Annotated in this window: 15 protein-coding genes and 1 pseudogene; 1 reads left to right on the top strand and 15 read right to left on the bottom strand. The window is 43.1% G+C overall.

Going from position 1 to position 21,809, the window contains the following annotated elements; genetic code table 11:
* Positions 1-17: 17 nt before the first annotated feature.
* The 12 genes and pseudogenes from HZA10_10790 to HZA10_10735 all read right to left on the bottom strand — a co-directional run bounded on the left by HZA10_10790 (position 18) and on the right by HZA10_10735 (position 16,183).
* Positions 18-1,133, bottom strand: a complete 1,116-nt coding sequence (locus HZA10_10790) for an FtsX-like permease family protein (GenBank protein MBI5196790.1) — start codon at positions 1,131-1,133, stop codon at positions 18-20.
* On the bottom strand, positions 1,130-2,374 hold the full coding sequence (locus HZA10_10785; GenBank protein ID MBI5196789.1) for an FtsX-like permease family protein: 1,245 nt from the start codon (positions 2,372-2,374) through the stop codon (positions 1,130-1,132). The genes HZA10_10790 and HZA10_10785 overlap by 4 nt, the downstream gene beginning before the upstream one ends.
* A gap of 54 nt (positions 2,375-2,428) precedes the next feature.
* Positions 2,429-4,501 (bottom strand): tetratricopeptide repeat protein, encoded by a 2,073-nt coding sequence (locus HZA10_10780; protein ID MBI5196788.1) that lies wholly within the window; start codon positions 4,499-4,501, stop codon positions 2,429-2,431.
* A gap of 100 nt (positions 4,502-4,601) precedes the next feature.
* Complete coding sequence (locus HZA10_10775; protein ID MBI5196787.1) at positions 4,602-6,704, bottom strand: tetratricopeptide repeat protein; 2,103 nt, start codon at positions 6,702-6,704, stop codon at positions 4,602-4,604.
* A gap of 142 nt (positions 6,705-6,846) precedes the next feature.
* A complete protein-coding gene (locus HZA10_10770; GenBank protein MBI5196786.1) occupies positions 6,847-8,136 on the bottom strand; it encodes a hypothetical protein in 1,290 nt (429 codons plus the stop codon).
* A gap of 402 nt (positions 8,137-8,538) precedes the next feature.
* Positions 8,539-9,405 (bottom strand): radical SAM protein, encoded by an 867-nt coding sequence (locus HZA10_10765; GenBank protein MBI5196785.1) that lies wholly within the window; start codon positions 9,403-9,405, stop codon positions 8,539-8,541.
* Positions 9,381-11,207, bottom strand: a complete 1,827-nt coding sequence (locus tag HZA10_10760; protein ID MBI5196784.1) for a glycosyltransferase family 39 protein — start codon at positions 11,205-11,207, stop codon at positions 9,381-9,383. The genes HZA10_10765 and HZA10_10760 overlap by 25 nt, the downstream gene beginning before the upstream one ends.
* Positions 11,208-11,213: 6 nt before the next feature.
* Positions 11,214-12,317 carry a radical SAM protein gene (locus HZA10_10755; protein ID MBI5196783.1) on the bottom strand — a complete coding sequence of 368 codons (1,104 nt, stop codon included), beginning with the start codon at positions 12,315-12,317 and terminating at the stop codon, positions 11,214-11,216.
* 13 nt (positions 12,318-12,330) lie between these two features.
* On the bottom strand, positions 12,331-13,101 hold the full coding sequence (locus HZA10_10750) for a glycosyltransferase family 2 protein (protein MBI5196782.1): 771 nt from the start codon (positions 13,099-13,101) through the stop codon (positions 12,331-12,333).
* Positions 13,098-14,138, bottom strand: a complete 1,041-nt coding sequence (locus tag HZA10_10745; GenBank protein MBI5196781.1) for an alpha-ketoacid dehydrogenase subunit beta — start codon at positions 14,136-14,138, stop codon at positions 13,098-13,100. Before HZA10_10745 ends, HZA10_10750 begins: the two co-directional genes overlap by 4 nt.
* Before the next feature lie 17 nt (positions 14,139-14,155).
* Positions 14,156-15,116 (bottom strand): annotated as a pseudogene (locus HZA10_10740) (thiamine pyrophosphate-dependent dehydrogenase E1 component subunit alpha).
* Complete coding sequence (locus HZA10_10735; GenBank protein ID MBI5196780.1) at positions 15,113-16,183, bottom strand: radical SAM protein; 1,071 nt, start codon at positions 16,181-16,183, stop codon at positions 15,113-15,115. The pseudogene HZA10_10740 and the gene HZA10_10735 overlap by 4 nt, the downstream one beginning before the upstream one ends.
* Positions 16,184-16,300: 117 nt before the next feature.
* On the opposite strand from HZA10_10735, the gene HZA10_10730 reads away from it, so the two are divergent.
* Positions 16,301-18,409, top strand: coding sequence for a tetratricopeptide repeat protein (locus HZA10_10730; protein MBI5196779.1), 2,109 nt, complete (start codon positions 16,301-16,303; stop codon positions 18,407-18,409).
* Positions 18,410-18,439: 30 nt separating this feature from the next.
* On the opposite strand, the gene HZA10_10725 is transcribed toward HZA10_10730, so the two are convergent.
* The 3 genes from HZA10_10725 to HZA10_10715 form a co-directional block, all read right to left on the bottom strand.
* Positions 18,440-19,366 carry a glycosyltransferase family 9 protein gene (locus tag HZA10_10725; protein MBI5196778.1) on the bottom strand — a complete coding sequence of 309 codons (927 nt, stop codon included), beginning with the start codon at positions 19,364-19,366 and terminating at the stop codon, positions 18,440-18,442.
* Complete coding sequence (locus HZA10_10720; GenBank protein ID MBI5196777.1) at positions 19,367-21,349, bottom strand: tetratricopeptide repeat protein; 1,983 nt, start codon at positions 21,347-21,349, stop codon at positions 19,367-19,369. It abuts the gene before it with no gap.
* A partial coding sequence (locus HZA10_10715) for a hypothetical protein (protein MBI5196776.1) occupies positions 21,346-21,809 on the bottom strand: 464 nt, incomplete at its 5' end. The genes HZA10_10720 and HZA10_10715, both read right to left, overlap by 4 nt.

Raw genomic sequence — 21,809 nt, 5'->3', positions numbered from 1 at the left:
CAAGCCGCGGTAAATCCTTACTCCCCTCTCAATATTACAGCAGGATTATATTTCATTGCATCCCTTACAGGGAAATAGCTGGGGAAAAGAGACACCGCCAGCCCGGTGATAATAGACAAAAAGAATATATAAAATGGCATGCTGATAAATGAATTAAAGGCCCCTTTTGAAATCACCTGCGCAGAAAGATAACCAAACGCATAACCAATTAAGCCGCCTGCAATCCCTATTAATACAGCCTCCGTCCTGTAAAAACGGCTTATCTGCCTTCTTGTTGCGCCCAGTGCCTTCATCAAACCTATTTCCTCCCTTCTTTCAAGGACATTTGCACCCATTGTGCCGGCAACGCTTATGCCTGCGGCAAACATTACAATCAGGGTCACCAGCGCCATGAGAAGCTGTATCTTTACCAGCAATGACTCCTCTGCAACAGCAACCTGTCTGAGTGTCTTAACCGTCGCTGTCGGAGCGATATCACTGATTCCCTTAATTACGCCGCTTAGTCCGGCTGACCTTCCCCTAACCAGCACAGCGCTGAGTTTATCTCTTGCATCAAGAAGTTCCCATGCATCCGGTATTGCCATAATGACAGCGCCGTCCTCTGCGCCGCCCCTTTCAATAAATCCTTTAACAGTAAACCCCATGCGCCTGCCTTCGCTCTCAAGCAATATTACACTTCCCTGCTCAAGTTTCAGCATATCTTTAAGGTTAGTCCCTGCAAGTATTTCACCTGTCTTTCCGGGCAAATTACCTGAGAGCCTCCATACCTTGTCTTTTAATTCACCTGTATCAAGCCCTATTATCTCAATTGCCTGCCTGTTGCCAAACGCCCTGCCAAAGACCTGCCCTGATACTCCGTCCACATCTTTAAGTCTTGAAATACTGCCCAGAATGCCGTAATCAAGATAACCGCCGTCCTGTGGTGAAACAATAATATTTGCGCCATACGCCTTTAATTCAGAACCGAGTTTCTCACGCATACCGGCAGTAACTCCGATCAGCCCCGTGATTACCGCAACTGCAAGGGTCACAGAGATTGAAGCGATTATGACACGCCCCTTCCTCTGGGAAACAGACTTTATGAAGAACATTAAAAACCAGCTTATTGCTGACCTGTTCCGGTTATTTTTCATTCAGCGCCTTTAAGGACAAGGCCGGGTTTTATTTTTAAAGCCTTTTTTATCGGCAGCACTGTGCCTGCTATTGAAATTAAAACAGCGCTCCCGATTGCCACCGGGAAGAGAATTGCCCTTTGCTCAAATCCCGTATTAAAAACTTTTAACCCTATGAATGATGCGGCGGCAATTGACAATGCATAACCAACCAGCCCGCCGATAATCCCTATGACAATCCCTTCCGAAAGAAAAACAGATGCTATCTTCCTGCTGTCAGCGCCCATTGCCTTCATAAGCCCTATCTCCTCAATCCTGCGCAGAAGACTCATTATCATTGTTGTTGAAACGCCGAGGGCAGATGCTGCCAATGCAATAAAGGAAAGTATATAAACCAGCAATTCCAGCCGTCCGAGCACCTTGCCCTCTGTCTCAGCAACCTGCCAAACGGGTTTTACCTTCGCACCCTGAAAAACTTCTTCAAGCTGTTTTGCTATGGAAGTGACATAGCCGGTGCAATACCATTTTTCATACTCAGACTGGCTCATCTTTGCAGGGTCCTTATAGGCAAATTCATCCATAGGCTTTGTAAGCGCGCTGACAAACACCTTTGAAATCTTTCCCTTCAGGCTTTTAAATTCCTGAAGCGTCTGCATATCCATAAAAACCTGCTCATCCTCAGCGCCGCCTGTCTCAAGAACCCCTGAAACCAGAAAACTCCTGCCGTCCAGTAAAACGCTCTCACCTTTTCTAATCCCAAGCCTGTTTAGCAAAGAGGTCCCCATAACAACCTTCTCCCCTGAATCAGGCCAGTGTCCTTCTATATACCACCACGGTGAAACTGTTGCAATACCGGCAAGGAAATTTTTTTTCTCGCCCGGCTCTTGCAGTTCCTTTTTATACCATGCCCCGACAACAACTGCCTGCAAGGTTTTATCTCCGGCTGTTATTTCGCCCTTTGTCTCTAAAAAAGGCACTATCCCCAGTATGTTGTGCCTCCAGAAAATGGTCTTAGCCCTTATAATATCTTCCTCTCTTAAGTATCTCTTCTGTCCTGAGACGCCTGCCATGCCTTCAACCCCGGGTTCAATAAGTATATTTGCGCCAAACGCCCTCAACTCTCTTGAGACCTTTCCGCTTATCCCGAGGGAAACAGTTATGAGAGATGCAGCCATGGCAGTGCCGACGGCAACAGAGGCAATCATCAAGGCCATGGATTTTTTTTGGTTAAGAAATGACTTTCTTATTATATTGAGGAGCATATATCAAGCCTTAAAGTTTGAACCATCCTAAATATTATACCACTTCAACCGATTCTATCTGCCTAATTTTTTATATATAAGCTGAAGATTATCGTATGCAAGCGCATTGTCAGGATTAATTTTTACAGCAATCTGATATTCCTTTATTGCCTCTTCATAAAGACCCAGTTTTCCGTAAACAACCCCCAGGTCGTTATGAGCAAGATCAAAAAGAGGATTAATTTTTACAGCGGTCTGATATTCCTTTATTGCCTCTTCATAAAGACCTTGCTCTTCATAAGCCATCCCCAGGTTATCATATGCCTCAGCATAATCGGGCTTAAGTTTTACAGCAATTTGATATTTCTTTATTGCCTCTTCATAAAGACCCTTATCTACATAAGCTAATCCTAAGTTATTATGGGTACGGGCCTTATTAGGACTTTTGCCTGCAACGTCTTCCCAAAATCTAATTCTATCCTGCCAGACAGCGTTCCTCTGATAAGCGGCGATGGAGAACACGATAAGTATAGCAGCAAGCAGTAAGACCGTAATGCGTAATGCCTGCCTGTCCGGTAGGCAGGCGTGATGCGTAATGCGTGAAAAAGCATAAAAGACTGCGCTGACAAAGGCGATTATTAACCCAATGCTTGGCAGATATACCCTGTGCTCAAAGATTACATCGGTTATCGGGATAATGCTTGATTCAACGGACAGGGTTATGAAAAACCAAGAGATGCCAAAGGCCGTGATGCGTGAACAGTGAACAGTGAACAGTGAACAACCCCCTTTTATTCCCCCTTTGTCAAAGGGGCCTGCCTGTCCGGTAGGCAGGGATGGAGGGGGATTTTTAGAACAATAAAACATATAAACTCCAAGTCCGAAAATAGACAATAAAAACAGAAATGACAGAAATACATTGGGATTCAGGAATGAAGTGTATATTGGATAATCATAATCAAGATTCTGATTGACAGGTAAAAACAGGAGTCTGATATAAGTGACAATCACCCTGAACTCGGTAAAGAGATAATCCCATCTTGACATACTTGTCCCGGACTTTGTTATTTCATTTAAATCTTCTGCCAGGTTATCCATGCGGTCATTTACGCCCATCAGGCTTAAAGGGATAATCAGCATTGTAAGAAGAAAAGGCAGGAGATAGAGAAACCGTGATGCGTGATGCCTGCCTGTCCGGTAAGCAGGCGCGATGCGTGATGAATAAAAATCCCCCCATCCCCCCTTTGTCAAAGGGGGGTGAGGGGGGATTTTGCGTTCAGTGTTCAGCATAAAAAAACTGAATTCATAAAGCGTGATGATTATCGGCAGGGTAAAGGCTATCTCTTTTGTTTTCATAGCAAGGACAGCAGATACTAAAGAAGCAGTATATAGCAGATAGCAGTTAGCGGTTAGTTTATTACTGACGGCCAACTGCTCACTGCTAATTGCTTCTTCTGAATTCTGACTTCTGAATTCTGACTTCTGTATCCTCCATTTTATGTACAAGACCAGACTCAAGAGATAAAAGAGTGTTGCCAGTGATGTAAACCTCTGGACAATATAAGTGACTGCCTGCGTCTGTAACGGGTGTGCGACAAAGAGCAGGGCGGAAAATAACGCCAGTAGGGAGTAGGAAGTAGGGAATAGTGAGATACCGGCAGTTAGCGGATAGCGGTTAGCAGTTAGTTTATTACTAACCGCCAACTGCTCACTGCTAATTGCTTTCTCTGAATTCTGACCCCTGACCCTGAAAAAGGCTGTTTGCATCGTCAGCACAACCAGCCAGTAAACAAGCAGGGCGTTTAGAAGGTGGATTGTGAGATTAACAATGTGATAGCCGGTGACATCAAGCCCGTGCAGTTGATAATTCAGCATAAAAGTGAAAAAAGTGATAAATCTCGTATGAAAAAAATGTTTTACTTGTTCGTTCATTATAATTGTTTCTAATTTTGAAATATTAATAAAGAACCGGGGGGTGGTAATGGCCGGATTACTAACAATATAATATTCGTCATCAAAAATAAACGGCGAATTAAAGGTGTTAGAGTATATAAATACGCCGGCAAGGACAATTATAAGCAGATGGATAATTAACAACCGCTGTGGCATCTTGCTTGATGTAAACAGGCTGTTTGTTATGCCGTTCATTTTATAAACTACACAATCGTTAATAGGGAATTCTCCACTCTCACCTTGATAAGTGAGGGAGAGTGGGGTTATCTATAAATATAGTCTTATAATACAACATTCAGTATTTACCCGGGTCAAGCGTATGCGCTTTGTTAAAATACCATCCGGACATCTCTCTATGTCCCTTTTGATTGTAAGCGCGGCCAAGATTAAAATATACCTGCGCATTTTCAGTAAACAGCTTCAAGGCATTGTTATAATATTTAATTGCATTGTCATATAATCCTTTTTTAAAATAATAATTGCCTATGCTGGTATGTATCAAAGCCGTATCAATATTATCAACAGGCTGTACGTATTGCGACAAATATAATGAAAAGAAAAGTTCCTTTTCCGCTTTTTCCAGCATACTCAATTCCATATATGCGGTTCCAAGATTGCTGTGTGCCTGTGTATAATCAGGTTTAACCCGTATTGCCTCACGAAAGTTTAAAATAGCGCTGTTAATATCTCCTTTCTCAAAGAAACAGATTCCTATCATATTGTATGCACGCGCATTTGCTGGATTCTTCTTTGCCACATCTGTCCACAAAGTAATAGCATCACGCCATACTGTGTTTCTCTGAAATGTAGCCGTCTGAAGAATTATTATAATTGTAATAAATAGGGGAATAAGAATATTCACAATTTTTTTCCATTTGACTACAAGCCATGAAGTTACAAAAGACAAAAAGGTAGCTACAAAAATTAAAGCGCCTACCGATGGAAGATATACCCTATGCTCAAAAATTACATCTACAATAGGTATAACACTTGATTCAACAGAAAGTGTTATGAAAAACCAGAAAATGCCGAAGGCTGTAAGGCGTAAAAGATAAACCGATTCATGGTTCATAATGCACGATTCAAGATAAAGATTCTTGTTTTGTGTTGTATATCCTGTATCCTGTATCTTGTATCCTGTATCATTGTTTTTTAGCTTTGAACAATAAAAAAGAAAAACTCCAAGTCCGAAAAAAGATAATATAAACAAAAATGACAGGAACACATTTGGGTCAAAAAAAGAATGAGATATAGGATAATCATAATCAATGGTCTGATTAACAGGGAAAAGCAACAAACGCATATATGTCATAATTACCCTTGTTTCTGTTAAAAAATAATCCCATCTTGACAAAGGTCCTGACTTTGCAATTTCTCCTATCCCGGCGACCACAGCCCCGATTGGTTTGTCAGTTTCAATTAAAGTAAAGGGGATAATGAGCATTGTGAGAAAAAAGGGAATAAGAAAGAAAAATCGTGATGTCTGATGCGTGAATAGTGAACAGTGAACAGTGAACAGTGAACAACCCCCTTTTATTCCCCCTTTGTCAAAGGGGGGCAAGGGGGGATTTTGCATTGAGCCTGAAGATTCAGAGTTCTGAGACCTACTGAAAAAGAAAAATTCATAAAGCATAATGATAATCGGGAGGGTGAAGGCAATCTCCTTAGTCGTCATGGCAAGGACAGCAGATACTAAAGAAGCAGTATATAGCAGATAGCGGTTAGCGGTTAGTTTGTTACTGACGGCCAACTGCTCACTGCTAATTGCTTCTTCAGAATTCTGACTTCTGAATTCTGACTTCTGTATCCTCCATTTTATGTACAAGACCAGACTCAAGAGATAAAAGAGTGTTGCAAGTGATGTAAATCTCTGGACAATGTACGTGACTGCCTGAGTCTGTATTGGGTGGGAGACAAAGAGCAGGGCGGAAAATAACGCCAGCAGGGAGTAGGAAGTAGGGAATAGTGAGATACCGGCAGTTAGCGGATAGCGGTTAGCAGTTAGTTCATTACTAACCGCCAACTGCTCACTGCTAATTGCTTTCTCTGAATTCTGACTCCTGACTCCTGACTGCAGCGTTACCAGCACCAGCCAGTAGACAAGCAGGGCGTTTACGATATGAATTGCAAGATTAACAATATGATAGCCAATGACATTTAAACCGTTAATCTTATAGTTTATAGCAAACGTTAAAAGCCCAAACCATCGTGCTCTGTCAGGCGGCCATAAATTACTTAAATCTTTAACCGCAGGGTTATCTACAATGTTAAGGACATCATCAAAATGGAAAGGGACTGTAAAGGTATTGGAATAAGCCAGAACACCCGCTGCAATAACTATAAAAACATGAATTGATGATTTTTGCAGAAGATTTTTATTCTTATTAAAGATAGGCAATAAAATAATCCTTCTATGAAAAAAATTTATGACTGCCCATAAAGATATTATAATCTATCGGCTATAGAAGGGGGCAACAATAGTCTGTCTGCCCCCTTCTATATTTTATCTCTTTTCCAAAGTAGCTAAATCCGGCTGAATCCTAATAAACACCGTTTGGAATAGGATCATAGTTACCGTCATGACAGTTTACTATTTTCTTACCACTACCAATAAATGTCCCTACTATCTTTGAATTGCCGATTCGCATAGCTCCATCTATTGCACCATTAAGAACAGAATTATCAATATTCACATCTCCACCCGCTGCATTTTTTATGCTTTCAGAATTAGAACTCAGTATGCAAGATTGGCATGTTGCATTACCTCCCTGAATATACAACGCAGCACTCCAATAGGGTAAAGGAGCTAAAACCTGAACACTGACATTCTGAAGTGCTAATTGGCCCCACCTCAGGGTAATGCCAGTATATCCATCAGTAATAATATCTATATCTGACATCCTAAAAGTCTCACCTTTTGTAGCAACGCCAAAACCGCCTCCTTTTATATTAATTTTATGTAAAATTATTGTCGTAGCATCAAATGGTTCCCCTATGCCTACCCCACCTTCAACTGATACATTTTCTATAGTTATGTTAAAAAGATCTCGCTCAAGCTGAATAGTTCCTTTGATATTGCAGTCATATATACTTACATTAGTAGAGAAAAATTGAATGTCCCCATCAATGGTTAAATTCTTGAACATCATATATGCGCCTGGTCTAACTGCAGGCCAGAAGTTGCTGATATCTTTGATTATTGAACCGGTGCGGCTTTGTCCGATAATATCTATATAGCTTTTTAAGTGAAAATTATCTCTAAGGACATTTTCTTCGTAAACTCCCGGCATTATGATAACAGCATAGCGATTAGTCGCAGAACTATCTGTAATAGCATTTAATGCATCATTAATTGTATTGAAAGTATTTACTCCATCAGCTAAACCTTTATGCACAATTTTAATGTCGGTGTAGGTACCCAACTTATCAACACCAATAGTTCCTGAAACAATATCTGCGCCTGAATGGCTATGGCTTCCAAGTTTTGTGCCCGAAATTGGACCGGTTATCTTTGCATCTGTCACTGCGCCGTCCACTATCTTGGATGTGGTTACTGCTCCATCGGCAATCTTAGAAGTTGATATCGCGCTGTCGGTTATCTTCTGCGTTGTAACCGCCCCGTCTGCTATTTTGCCTGTTGTCACTGCATTGTCCTGTATATATCCTGTCTTTATTCCGCTTCCGCTGTTTGTATTCTGCCCGCTGGTCCCATCTGCTTCCTTGATATGCTGAGACAAAATAGAATCGTCTTGTATTGCAAAAGCATTTGCGCTAAACAACGCACATACAAATATTACAATTAACATTAAACTCATTTTTCTTTTTTTCATTGCAATTTTCTCCATTGTCTTTAATTGTTAATGAAATTAAAAAACGCATCTGTTTCTTTGGCCGCGTCAAGGTGGAATACCGGAGAAAATACGAAGGGCTTTATTAAACGGTTTCAAGACAAGCCCCCGAGGATAGGTCTTTGAAGTAAAAATGCTTTTAAAGAGAGGACTGACTGACTGACTGACTGACTGACTGACTGACTGACTGACTGAGCAATATTGGGGCGAGGTTAATCAGGACAAAAGTTATAACATGATTCAAAAAAATACATCTTCTCAAAGTTCACCCCTTTGTTTGTAGGACGTGCATTTTTTAGCATATTAGGAACTTTCATGTCAAGGGGCAAACTTTACTTAATCTATTAACGGCCTTTAGTACACCGCTTATATTTTCCCCTGTTTTCACTCCGGAAAAACTATCTCCACCGACGTATGCCCGAATATCTGGAAGCGGTTTGTCTTTACCTTGACATCGCAGGGGTTGCAATGACCGAAAACACCGCACGGGATAAATTCATTGCTTATCTTAAATTCAGGATCCAGGATATGCCCTATAGCCGCCCTTCCCTCATACAGGTCGCTGTGGCATCGGTAAATCTTTCCGGCAGGACCGACAATCAGCTCCGTTGTTCTGCACAGGACCCTCTTTTTAAATTGCCTGTCGCAGGCGCCCGGAAATTTATAAGTGCCGTGCATGCCTCCGTCGTATTCGCCCAAAAACTCCTTGGTCCTGAAATCTATGCCGAGGGACTTGCAGTATTCCTGCGCCCTAAGCACCTCCTGCTCCTGCTTCGGATGCATAACGCCCCATATGCCAATGCTGTAACCTGCCCTCTGGAGTCTCAAGACCTTTTCCACAAGCAGCTCCAGTTTCATTGTCTCCGGATGATAGCTTACACGAATGGAGGCGTACGGCGATTTTCTCTTTATCTTATCAGGATGAACCTTTTTCATAAACTCATCAACATCAAACTGCAGATTAGTCAGAAGGTCCATATTAAGGTCAGGCCTTATATTGTTGACTATATACGCAAGGTCAGGGTGCAGGCTCGGCTCGCCGCCCTGAAGCGTTACCGGCAGGTCATCTCTTGATATAATCCTGTTCAGCCCTTTTACCCAGTCTTCGCCCGACAAATGTCCCTTTTCAAAACTCCCGCCCTCAAACTTGTTAATGCAGTAACTGCATCTTAAGTTGCATGCAAGCGTCAGGAAAACTGCAATGTAATTATAGTTTTCAGGAATTTTTATCGGCTCCATTGCACCTCCCATTTTAAATAATCCGTTAGGTCCAAAACATACCTGTCCATAACTACGTAAAAACTTGAAGGCAGATTAATTAACATCCTTTCATCCGAGAGAATGTTAAGCACATCCTCAATATAGACTTGGTTGCTTGCAATTAAAACAGGAGAAAATCTGTCCGGACTTTTGCGCATCAGATATATTATATCTCTTGCGGCGCTTTCATGGGCATTGAAGCACAGTATGGGCTTACTGCCTGCATAATATTCAGTAATAGGCATTATCTGGGGATAACCCGGAACATAGTTCGGGTCCCAGAATATCTGGAAACCACCGATATCAAAAAAAACAGGTTCATACCTTGTGGGCATAGACTTCAGTTCTCTGGCAAATAACAGCTCGCTTTTCAGCCTTAAACCGCGTGCTAAGTCAGGATTATTAGCCATATGGAAACTGTCCCCGGAAACCTGCGCAGGGTCCATGTCAGGTATGTAATAAACAGGTCTCCTGTCCAGCAGAAAAAAACGATACCCTAAAAAAAGCACTAAGACCGAAGCAACCAGGATATAAGGAAGCAGAAGCTTAAGCCGCAAAGACTTCCCGCTTCCTGTGTCGTGAATGCCTTCCCTGAAGCCCTTCACAAGCGACCAGATAAACCCGCTGATAAGAAGGCTTACTAACGGCAGCATCTGCCTTGCCTCATAAGGCATCCTTGCGCCGTGGGGCAGGACAATTACAAAAGTCAGACCGCACACGAACAGCAAAAACAGCAGCCATAACGAAGGCAGTTCCCTCTTTTCATTCCCCTTAAGAAATAAATAATATAAAGCGTAAAGTAAAAACAGCCCCAATATTAACAACGCCGGGCTGAAGATGTTATTAAAAATCGCATGTACTGTTTCAAATATCACGCTGAAACGGTTCTGTCCAAAATTATATCCCTTGTCAGCTCCGCTTTTAAGCATGAATGTGTCCTTAATGTCAAGAAAGGCGTCATTAAATCCCAGATACCAGACATTCTGTAAAAATTGAAGTGAATGAGCCGTTACAGGCGCCAGCGCATATATGAGATAAATTTTCCATCTAAACCCTTTACGCTCTATGAGATCCCATCCGATTAACCATACGTAAATGAAAAACACTGAATCAAAAGACGACAGTGAAAGGCAGAATTCAGCGAGCCACGCCAAAATCATCCATTTCTTGGCAGCGGCCGGAGATTCCGCACGGGTTGAAAGAACAATTAGAAGCATAAATGCAAACCTCAGCAGGTCGTCAATCGGCTGGTTTGCAATAGTATCGGCATAACCGAGAAATGCCGGAGAACCGCTGTAAAATAGAACTGCAAAAAAAGCAATCCCGTGATTTGTAATTTTTGCAAAGACAATATACATCAATATCAGCGCTGTAACAGAGAAAATTATTGAAAGCATCCTTGCATGAAAGACATCTGTTAAACCCAGCTTAAACAAAACCGCATACGGGATGAGATAACCGGCAGGATAATGCGTGTACCAGAGCCTCGGGCCAATCCTCGGCGAGCTTCCCGGACAGGTGCCATGCGCATGCTGTCTTAACTGAGGGTCATCAAAAAGGCGGATGACCTTTGCATAACCCTGAGGTATAAACAAAAAATAATTGGAAAACCAGCCTGCTTTGTCCCATTGCTTAAGCGACAGCATTGACTGGGCGTCCCCGAAGCCCCAGTCGCTCCAGCGGAATTCATCAGCCGCCCTGACTGAAAGAAATATGAAAAGGCCCAGGAGAAATATGCCGAGGACTATATGCCACCCCTTCATTTTTTTAATGCGGTCAATTATTTTACTCATATATGTTTAAATAAAATTAACATGCTGAGGAGTCCTCTTTACCTTTTTATTAAGAGACGTCTTGCCCTGCTTCAATTCCCACAAAAATTCATTCACCTTATGCTGAAGGCAAAGCGAGCCGCACATGGTCCTTGCATTAAACTTCTCAGACGCTATAAGATTTATTACCTCCCAGTACCTCTCTCCCTTCCAGAGTTCTTTAAAGGAGGTATCAGCAATATTGCCAATATGATACTTTTTGTATTTGTTGTTAAACAGCATGCCGCACGGCGCAACAAGGCCCGAGCCTGAAAACTGCATTATAAACGGAGGACCAAAACACTGCGAATAGCTCCGTTTGCCCCCACTTAATATTTTGGACCACTTAACCTTCACGAGATAATTTTTATCTGAATAAGACTCCGCCTCTTTTAAAATATCCACAAGACCGAAGTATTTTGAATAATCCACGCCGAGGCTTGAGACTTCATCATCACTGCAGTGTTTTATTACAAAATAATCAACTCCAAGCTCCTTGCCGAGTTTTGCCAGAGGGATAATCTGGTCGGCAAACTCCGGCAGTAAAACCATCTGCATGCCGAGAGTAACCTTGAGCTTTCTCCTCTTTTTAATCTCTACGCACTTTTTCATTGTATTGATTACCTTGGTAAACGCCTTTTTCGGGCATCCGTGTATTTGGGCATATCTGTCGGGGTCCGCGGCTGAAACATTAAATCTCAAATAGGTAAGCGCAGGCAGGATTTCCTCAAGCCTTTCATCCTTGAGCAGAAAACCATTGGTCCCCAGCGCCATATCAAGACCGTTCTGTTTACCCCTCAATATGGCGTCATAAATATACGGAGAACATGTGCTTTCTCCGTCGCTTACAAAACTAATTGCCCTGACGCCGATTTCTGCGGCATCATCAAGAAAGCGGAAGATAACATCTTTGGTCATCCTCTTTATATCATTTGCCTGCAATTGTCCATAGCAATAAACACATTTGTATGTGCATGCCCTCGTAAGCGCGCAGTCAATGGTAACAGGGGCAATCCTTTCTCCCCGGAGCCATGCCTCAACACGCTCTTTGTGCCACTGAAGTTTATGCCCGTCTAAAATCAATTCATCCATGGCAAATCAATGGTCAATCAACCTCTTCAACCTGTTTCCACCTTAAAGCAGTCACTGACTTAGGTGATACGGGTTTTCTGCCCCTGTCATTTACATAGACCTCAATAAAGGTTGAGATATAATCGCAAAAAACCCTCCTCAATGATTTAAATGTAGTTGCTTTTGACGCACCCTTTCCCCTCCGGCTTAAGGCGCACGGAATCTCTGCATACAGGTATTTGTTTCTAATGCACTTTATCAGCAGTTCTGTCTGATAAAAAAAACCCCTGCACCTGAGCGTTATATTATTGAATATGCATTTGCGGTACATAACCGTTCCGTTCATGTAATTCAGGGTCATACCAAAGGAAATATTTATAATGCCTCTGTATATTGAAGACAATATCCTGCGGCTTAAGGAGCGCACACTTTTATTGTAAATAAACGGCACTGCTATATCCACATCCTCCATAAGCGGCAGGTATCTCAGTATTTCATGAGCGTCGTTTTCACCGTCGCCTGGAAGCATTACGGCAATCTCTCCGTCTGATTCCTTCATTCCGTCCCAGAAGGACGCCCCGATACCCTGCGGGGATTTATGATGAATTACCTTGAGAAAGGGATATTTTTCAGACAGGGACTCTGCTATTTCCCCTGTCCTGTCAGTACTGCCGTCATTAACAACAACAATCTGCCCTAAAATTTTCAATGCCCCAAAAGAGTCCGCCACATTTTTTACGGCAGACGCGATATTTTCCTGCTCATTCAGCCCGGGCATGACAACACTTATCTTATATGCGCTCATAACATCTCTCTGACAGCCCTGACAATATCGTCAAAGGTCGGATAATACGCCTTTTCAAACACTGAACTTGCAGGAGTCGGCGCCCAAGGAAGACAAATCCTTTTTACAGGAGATTTTAGCCTGTCATAAGCGCTTTCTGACGCAATAGCCGCCACTTCTGCTGAAACACCGCATGTCTTCCAACCGGTGTCAGCCACTACAAGCCTTCCTGTTTTTCTAACTGATTCACTGATAAGCTCAGCATCCAGAGGCTGAATTGAGCGCAGGTCTATAACCTCGGCATTTATGCCCTCCTTCTCAAGCACCTCTGCCGCCCTGAGTGATTCATAAACCATATAAGAAGCGCCGGCGATAGTGACATCAGTTCCCCCTTTCCTGACAATTCCCCTGCCGGGATTAATCACATACATATCCTCAGGCACACCTTCTTTCTGGTCGTAAAGCCATCTGTGTTCAATCACGATTGTCGGGCTGTTTCCTGATATACTGCCAAGCAAAAGCCCCTTTGCATCATAAGGCGAGGCCGGCATTACCACCCTCAGCCCCGGTATGTGTGAAAACAATGCCTGAAGGCTTTGCGAGTGCTGGGCGGCGGAGCCCCAGCCGCGCCCTATAATCGCCCTTACAGTAAGCGGCACCTTCACCCGCCCTCCTGTCATATAGCTCCACTTTGCCGCATGATTTATTATCTGGTCCATGCACATAGGCAAAAAATCAACTCTCATGTGTATAAAAACAGGCCTCAGGCCGGTTATTGCGGCGCCTATTGCAACGCCGGTCATCCCATTCTCCGCAATACCGCAGTCCAGGACTCTTTCTGAGCCAAATTTGTCTTTCAGTCCTGTCGTCGTGCCGAAAACCCCGCCCGGATCGTCTATGCCCTCGCCGATAAGAAAGACATTTTTATCCCTCTGAAGCGCCTGTGAAAGGGCCTCTTTTATCGCCTCTCTGTATGTAATCTTCCTTTTGGCATTGCTTGCAGCGCCGAAATGAACGGGTTTACGGGAATCATCCGCCTGAATTTTTGTCCAGGGCATAAATTTATACCGGTTCCTTAATAAACATGGTCCAGCAGTTTAGCAGGTTCGGGGAAAGGACTTTTCTTTGCAAACTCTATTGACTCCTCTACCTTTTTTTCTATATCGCTTAAATCTTTGTCAAAGACTATTGAGCTTTCAATCAAGTGCCGGGCCAATCTCTCAACAGGGCACTTTTTTATCCATGAGGCGTATTCATCGGCAGGCCTGCACCCTGTCTCAATATCGGGATTTGGGCCTACATGCGCCTTCCACCTGTATGTCTTAAACTCAAGAAGCGTGGGACCTCCGCCTGCCCTTGCCCTCTGCACTGCTTCCTCTGCTATCTTGTATATCTGCGTTACATCATTGCCGTCCACACACCTCCCGGGCATTCCGTAGCCGGCAGCCCTGTCCGCAATATTAACGTCAGGCTGGCGCGCCTTCTGAGGAGAGTTAATTATTTTCACACACAAATATAACAGGCAGTTTCTTTAGTGATGCAAAATTAAGGCTCTCATGAAAGACCCCGTTGTCCACGGCCCCGTCGCCAAAAAATGCCGCAGAAATCCTGTCCTGTTTTTTTATCTTTGATGACAGCGCCGCGCCTACGGCCAGGGGAATGCATCCGCCGACAATTGCCGTTGTGCCCGGAATCCCGTTTTCAGGGTCAGCAAGGTGCATTGAACCGCCAAGCCCCCTGCTGCATCCCGCAGCCTTTCCGTATAATTCAGCGGCTATTGAATTTAAATCCATACCCTTGGCAATGCAATGTCCGTGGGAGCGGTGGGTGCTGAAGATATAATCTTCCTTCCTGAGGTGAATGCACACTCCTGCGGCTATCGCCTCCTGCCCGGTGCAGAGATGGACCGGGCATTTTATCTCCTGTTCAGAGTAAAGACCAGCAATCCTCTCCTCAAACAGCCTTATTGTAAACATCATGATAAAAAGCTGTCTCAGGGTCTCAGCCGGAATGTCTGTCTTAAATGTTTCTATCATATAAAACTCACATGCGCTGACGGGTGCGTAAGCTCCCACAGGTAAAAATTTATCTCATCCATCCTGCAGTTAATCCTGCAGCCTGAAGCGTCCAGCTTAGCATAAACCATCTTCATTAACTGCTTCCGGCGTTCACCGAGCCATATCTCCTGAAAGGTGTTGTTGTAAATATCACCGTATCTGAATTCCTCGTTTCCCAGATAAGCGCTGCATCCCCATACATTGCCCGCTGAATCAATATAAGCCCAAAAAGGCAGTGCAAGACATCTATCATATCCCCTTTTCTGCCTTTTTATTTTTTTCATAGTCCTCTCCCTGAATATCACCCTGAAACTCTCAGTGTCAAACCGTGAAAGCCTCTCCTTTAAATCATCATAGGAGGAATAATCTATATCCTTGTACTGCTGCGTCCGACTCATCTTGTGCTGTGAGTATGGTTTTATCACCAGATAATTAAGCCCTGTTTCCCTCATTCTGCCGGCAAGGGTTTCTGCCTCGCCTGCATTTTCAGGCAGGAGAATCATCTGCGCGCCGAGCGTACAGTTTAAACCCCGGTCCTGCCTGACCTTAACGGCCTCGGCAAGATTCTTTATGACCCTTTCAAAATCATCCGGTTTTGTCTTGTGAACTTTTGCATATGTTTCAGGCGTGCCTGCATTGATGCTGACTTTAATCCAGACAACGCTTCCCAGTATTTTCTCCGAAATGCTCTTTGACAGCAGAACGCCGTTCGTGGTTATCGCCGCATCAATCCCTGCCATTTTTGTATGTACTATAATGTCAGCAATGTCCTTATGAAGAAACGGCTCTCCCTCGCCTCCGTACATAACGCTCTTAACGCCCAGTTTGCCCATCTCATACAGTCTTTCCTTAAGAACATCTGACTTAAGAAACCTCGGCTTGTAACCCATAAAGTCCAATGCACAAAAAATGCACCTATGATTGCAGGAGCCGGAAGGTGAAATTTCTACATAGATTGGATAGATTTCCTCACCTAAAAGCCACCGGGCAACCTCTTTAGGATGGAACATAAGCTTGTGGCTGTCTATCCTGAATTCATCGCCCATCTTTTTATATTCACATAAATAATAAGCCCTTGTCAATTAAGGCATTTCCCGGCTTTTCCCTATAAAGTCCATTACAAAAAAATTGATGTATAAACGCCGAAAATGTTACAGTTTTACATGCTTAAAAAACAATCAGTTCATATTTTGCTGATACTGATACTCGGACTTCTCGCCTATTCCAACACATTTAACGTGCCGTTTCAATTTGATGACAGGGGATACATCGTTGACAATCCCATTATTAAGGATTTTAAATATTTTAAAAATCCTTTTGCATCTGCCAAACTTCATGATTCATTTTATTCCTATTCATTTAAAAACAGATTTATAAGCGATTTTACCTTTGCCCTTAATTACAAAATACATGGACTGAATGTAGCAGGCTACCATGTTGTTAATTTATTAATTCATCTCATAAACGCCCTGCTTGTGTACTGGCTGGTGCTGATGACGCTCAAGTCAGGAGTTAGGAGTCAGGAGTCAGAATTCAGCAGTCAGAATTCAGAGAAAGCAATTAGCAGTGAGCAGTTGGCGGTTAGTAACAAACTAACTGCTAACCGCTATCCGCTAACTGCTGGTATCTCCCTATTTCCTACTTCCTGCTCCCTACTGGCTTTGTTTTCCGCCCTTATCTTTATCTCCCATCCTGTTCAAACCGAAGCGGTCACCTACATCTATCAGAGGTTTACTTCGCTGGCAACGATGTTTTATCTCCTGAGTCTGGTAATGTATGTGAAATGGAGGCTAAAGGCAGAGCAGCAGAGCAGTAGAACAGCAGAACAGCAAGTTAATAAAACTGCTCTTGCGATATTGCGCTGCCGCACTTCTGCGCTGTTGCTCTACTGTGCTGGTTTGCTCTCCGCCGTGCTTGCCATGAAGACTAAGGAAATTGCCTTCACCCTCCCGATAATCATTGTACTTTATGAAATTTTCTTTTTCAGTAAGTCTCAAATTCAACAGTCAACTGTCAACAGTCAACAGTCAACCTCACGTCTTACTTCTTACGTCTCACGGTTTCTCTATCTCCTGCCTTTCTTATTAACCCTGCTCATCATCCCCTTAAGTTACACTGGCATAAATAAATCCGGCGCTGATTTACTGCATGTCGTTGACAAAGCGGCAAGGACCTCCGCCATACCGAGAATAGATTATTTATTCACTCAATTCAGAGTAATCGTCACTTACTTAAGACTCTTGTTTCTGCCGGTCAACCAGAACCTTGATTATGACTATCCAATATATAATTCTTTTCTGAACTCAAATGTGTTTTTGTCGTTTCTGTTTTTATTATCTGTTTTGGGGCTTGGTGTTTATCTTTTTTATTATTCAAAAAAACTTTCATCCTTCAATCTTCATCCTTCAACCTTGCGCTTCACAGCCTTCGGCATTTTCTGGTTTTTCATAACCCTGTCCGTTGAATCAAGCGTCATGCCCCTTGAAGACGTCATTTTTGAACACAGGCTGTATCTGCCGAGCATAGGTTTAATAATCGCCTTTGTCTCCGCCGTTTTTTATTTCTCTTTACGCCTTACACCTTACGCCTCACGCCTTACGCTTTTGACTCTTGCTGCTATACTTATCGTGTTCTCCATCGCCGCTTATCAGAGGAATGCCGTTTGGCAGAATGAGATTGCTCTATGGGAAGACATTGCTAAAAAAAGTCCGGGAAAGGCAAGGGTCCACAGCAATCTCGGGAGTCTCTATATCACCAATGGAATGACTGATAAAGCTGTCTCAGAATTTCAGCAGGCCGTCAGCATTAATCCGGATTATATTGAAGCCCGTAAAAATCTAATCACTGCATATATTAATAAAGAAGCGCTTGACGATGCGCTTGATGAGTTAATTACCTTATCAAATCTTATACCGGGCAATGCAAACATATTTACCCCAATTGGAGGAATATATATAAAAAAAGGAGAGCCTGATAAGGCAATAGAGTATCTCAATCAGGCTTTGCTATTAAATCCTCAGCACATCAATGCACTGACCGATCTCGGCATTGCATATGCATCCAAAGGATGGAATGACAAGGCTGTCAGCACCTTTGATAAAGCAATCGGCATTAACCCTGATTTTGCCTTTGCTTATTACAATCGCGGATTAATTTATGCAAAAAAGAACAATCATCAAAAAGCCATTGCCGATTTTTCCAGGGCATGCGCACTGGGATATAAGGAGGGGTGCATATCTTTAAAAACTACTTCAGACAAAAAACAGGATTAAATAAGGAACCCTGTAGCAAGCTACAGAGAATTAACAAGTTAAAAGCTTATCAACCCTCTTTTTGACTTCTTCAGGCTGAATAAACTCCATGCATGTCTTTTCCTGAGTGCACTTTGAAGAAAGACAGGGAATGCAGGAATAATCCACCTGTGGATATACAACCTCACCCCTGCCGTAGAAATATGTTTCATTAGGGTTTGTAGGTCCGTAAAGCACTACCACCTTTTTCCTGAGCGCAAGGGCAATATGAAGACCGAGGCTGTCGTTAGTTACAAGCAGGCGGCATGAGTTAATCCAATCCATATATTGAGACAGGTTTTCAAGGCCCTGCTGCATTGAGTAAGAATATTTTCCTTCAAGGAGTGCTTTAAGTCTTTCCCAGTATTCCCTGGGCCATGCCTTATTGGGCCACTTAGTGCCAACGGCCCAGTTAAGCCCAACGTCATAAGTTTCTTTGCTCTTTGGTTGATAGCCCAGAATATATTCCTGTCCTTCCCATTTTGCGCCTATGACCTGAAGGAGGAACTCCTGCCAGCTTTCCTTATGCGCCCTCTTCAGCGAGGCGTCCTTGCACATTGAAAATATACATTCACACCTGTCATATGCCTCAGCCTCGCCCTTGTTCTCATCAAACCTGAAACCGTATCTTCTCCAGGCGGTAATTGAGTCTGCAAGGGCGCATAAACCCGGAACCTTCTCAAGGTTTATTACTGTATCAAACTTCTCCCTCTGAAGCTGAAGCACAGTAGTAAGATCATAAATCAGAATCCTTTTGATATAGGGATTGCCCTCAAGCAGAGGATATGCGGCTTCGTCCACAAGCCATGTGACATGGTCCTTGGCAAACGGATAAAGTATCACTGTGGTCCTCAGGACATCGCCCAGACTTGTAGAGCGGCTTATTTCAATATCTATTGTTTCTGAATACCCGAGTTTAATAATCAATACTTTTGCCATTTAATTTCCTCCCTGTTTATGTCCGCCGTTTTCTACTACACTAATGCTTGCGCATGCAGGCTGAAATCCCCTGGCGCAGCCTATCCTAAAATCTTTCAGAGCCTTTGTCTTGTCTCCTAACCATATAAATGCTATGCCGCGGTTGTGGTATGCCATTGCAAAATCCGGATTCAGCTCTATCGCCCTGTCAAAATCAGCGATAGCCTCTTTATAGCGCCCGCTTTGCGAATACGCATTGCCCCTGTCATTGAGTGCGCTGACATTATCCGGGAAAACTGCAAGAATCTTGTTATATTCCTCCAGCGCACTCCTGTAATCTTTATGCTTGGTAAACATGTCACCCTTTTTGAGTATCTCTTCTACATTCAGGGTTACTCCCATTAAAATCTGTTTCGCCATGTCAAAGTCAGCTTCACCCCGCACAGTATCACCGAGCGAATAGTATATCTGCCCCCTGTTCATAAAGGTCTTTGCCATGTTGTTTGGTGTAAAATCAGCCTGCTCCCATGACAGCTTGGCATTGGGGTCGGTAGGGAAATAACTAATTGTCTTTTCTATGTCAGGAAGCGCAAGGTCATACCTGCCAATTTTCCCATAGGCATTCCCCCTGTTATTATACCCCATTGCCTTGTCAGGGGATTTCTTTACCACATCATCCCAGAACATCACTTCATTGGTCCAGACCCTGTTTCTTAAATATGTGCCTACGGACAGTGGTATTACAATAACCATCACAATTGCCGTAAATTTGGCAGGGCTGAACGGCTCCGGCAGAAATTTTTTTGCAAGCCTTATTATTAATACAGACACTGCCGCAAAAAAACCGACACTCGGCAGATAAATACGATGCTCAAATATTATGTCTTTAATAGGAATAAAAGACGATTCAACGGAAAGGGCGACAAAAAACCAAAGTATCCCAAGTGAAACAAGTTTATATTCGGCAGACTGCTCAGGACTTTTGGAATCTGCCTTTCTCCACATATACAGCGCAAATCCTGCAATAGACAAAAGCAGCAGCAATGACAGTATTACACGAAAATCAAAAAATGACAGCGACGGCTTAAAATCATAGACCACTATCTGATTGACAGGCAGAAACAGCAGTCTGATATATGTAAAAATAACCCTGAACTGCGTAAATAGATACTCAAAAGGAGACCTTTCATACAGGTCGTATATTTTATCCTTGCGCGTTATCTCGGCAACCCCTTCTCCGGGATTAATCAGCCCCCATTCAGGGCCGAATATGGAAAGCGGTATGATAACGAGCGTTGCCGCAAAAGGCGCAAGCAGGAAAAACCTCCTTGCCGGATAAGCGGACTTCTTAAATAAAATAAAGTCAAAGAACGCTATCATAAAAGGAATCGTGAATGCTATTTCCTTGGTCCGCATTGCCAGCGCCGCGCTTAACAGGGAAATGCCGTAGCTTGCATAAGCGCTGTTATCATGCTGATTTTTCTCAAGCCTCTCACGCGCAAGCAGGTACAGATAGACGCTCAAGACATAAAATAATGTTGAAAGACATGTAAACCTCTGCGCCGCATATGAAACCGCCTGAGTCTGTATAGGATGCATGAGAAAGATAATACCCGCAAGAAACGCCGCTGCATCACGCCATCTGTCCGCATCTGCGTTCTCAGGGTCTGCAATATTTAAAATCAGCCGTACAAGAAGGAATACAATAACGGCGTTAATGATGTGTATCAACACATTTATGAGGTGATACCAGACGGGGTTTTCGCCTCCGAGGGCATAATTCAATGCAAAGCTCAGATAACCGACCTGCCTCGGGTCGCTCAGATTAAAATAAGAGAGGCTCTGTATTATGGGGTTGCCTAAGATATATTCAGAATCATCAAAAATGAATATGCCGTCAATAATTGCATTTGAATAAATTAGGAGTCCGGTCAGTAAAAATAAAATTACCACTGATAATTTTATATGCCCTTTTATGAAATTAATGATTGCACTCTTATTCATGCTATTGCCCTGCCTCCCGACTTCCTCTGCCAAACACCCCATATCCCTGAGATAACGGCTATTACCATGCCAGGGACAATAAGATAAATCCCGTAATCCCTGACAACAGCTATTTCAACCCACTTTTTTATATCATCAATTGCTATAGTGATGGAGCCTACTGTGGTCTTTTCATCTGCAGACACATATCCATTGAATACTATATCCAGATTCTTTACAACGCGAAGTTTATATAAAGGTCCTTTTTTCTGCCCGGCTGCAGACGCTCCGCCGCCGGTCATTAAACCCTCAGGATAATATCTGAGATAAAATGTATGCGGCAGTGTCAAAAGCCTGAAGGAGTCCTCTGTATCAGGCGGGAAAAGCCTCATTATGGAATACGCATCATTCATTACCTCTCCGGTAGACACTGAGATGCGGCACCTTGGCGCATAGCTGAAATCCTTGATGGAATAAAATG

It is taken from the genome of Nitrospirota bacterium, assembly GCA_016212185.1.
In the GTDB taxonomy this organism is placed as follows: domain Bacteria; phylum Nitrospirota; class Thermodesulfovibrionia; order UBA6902; family DSMQ01; genus JACRGX01.
The sequence above is the reverse complement of the archived record's forward strand: the minus strand, read 5'-3'. Positions and strand labels throughout refer to the sequence as shown.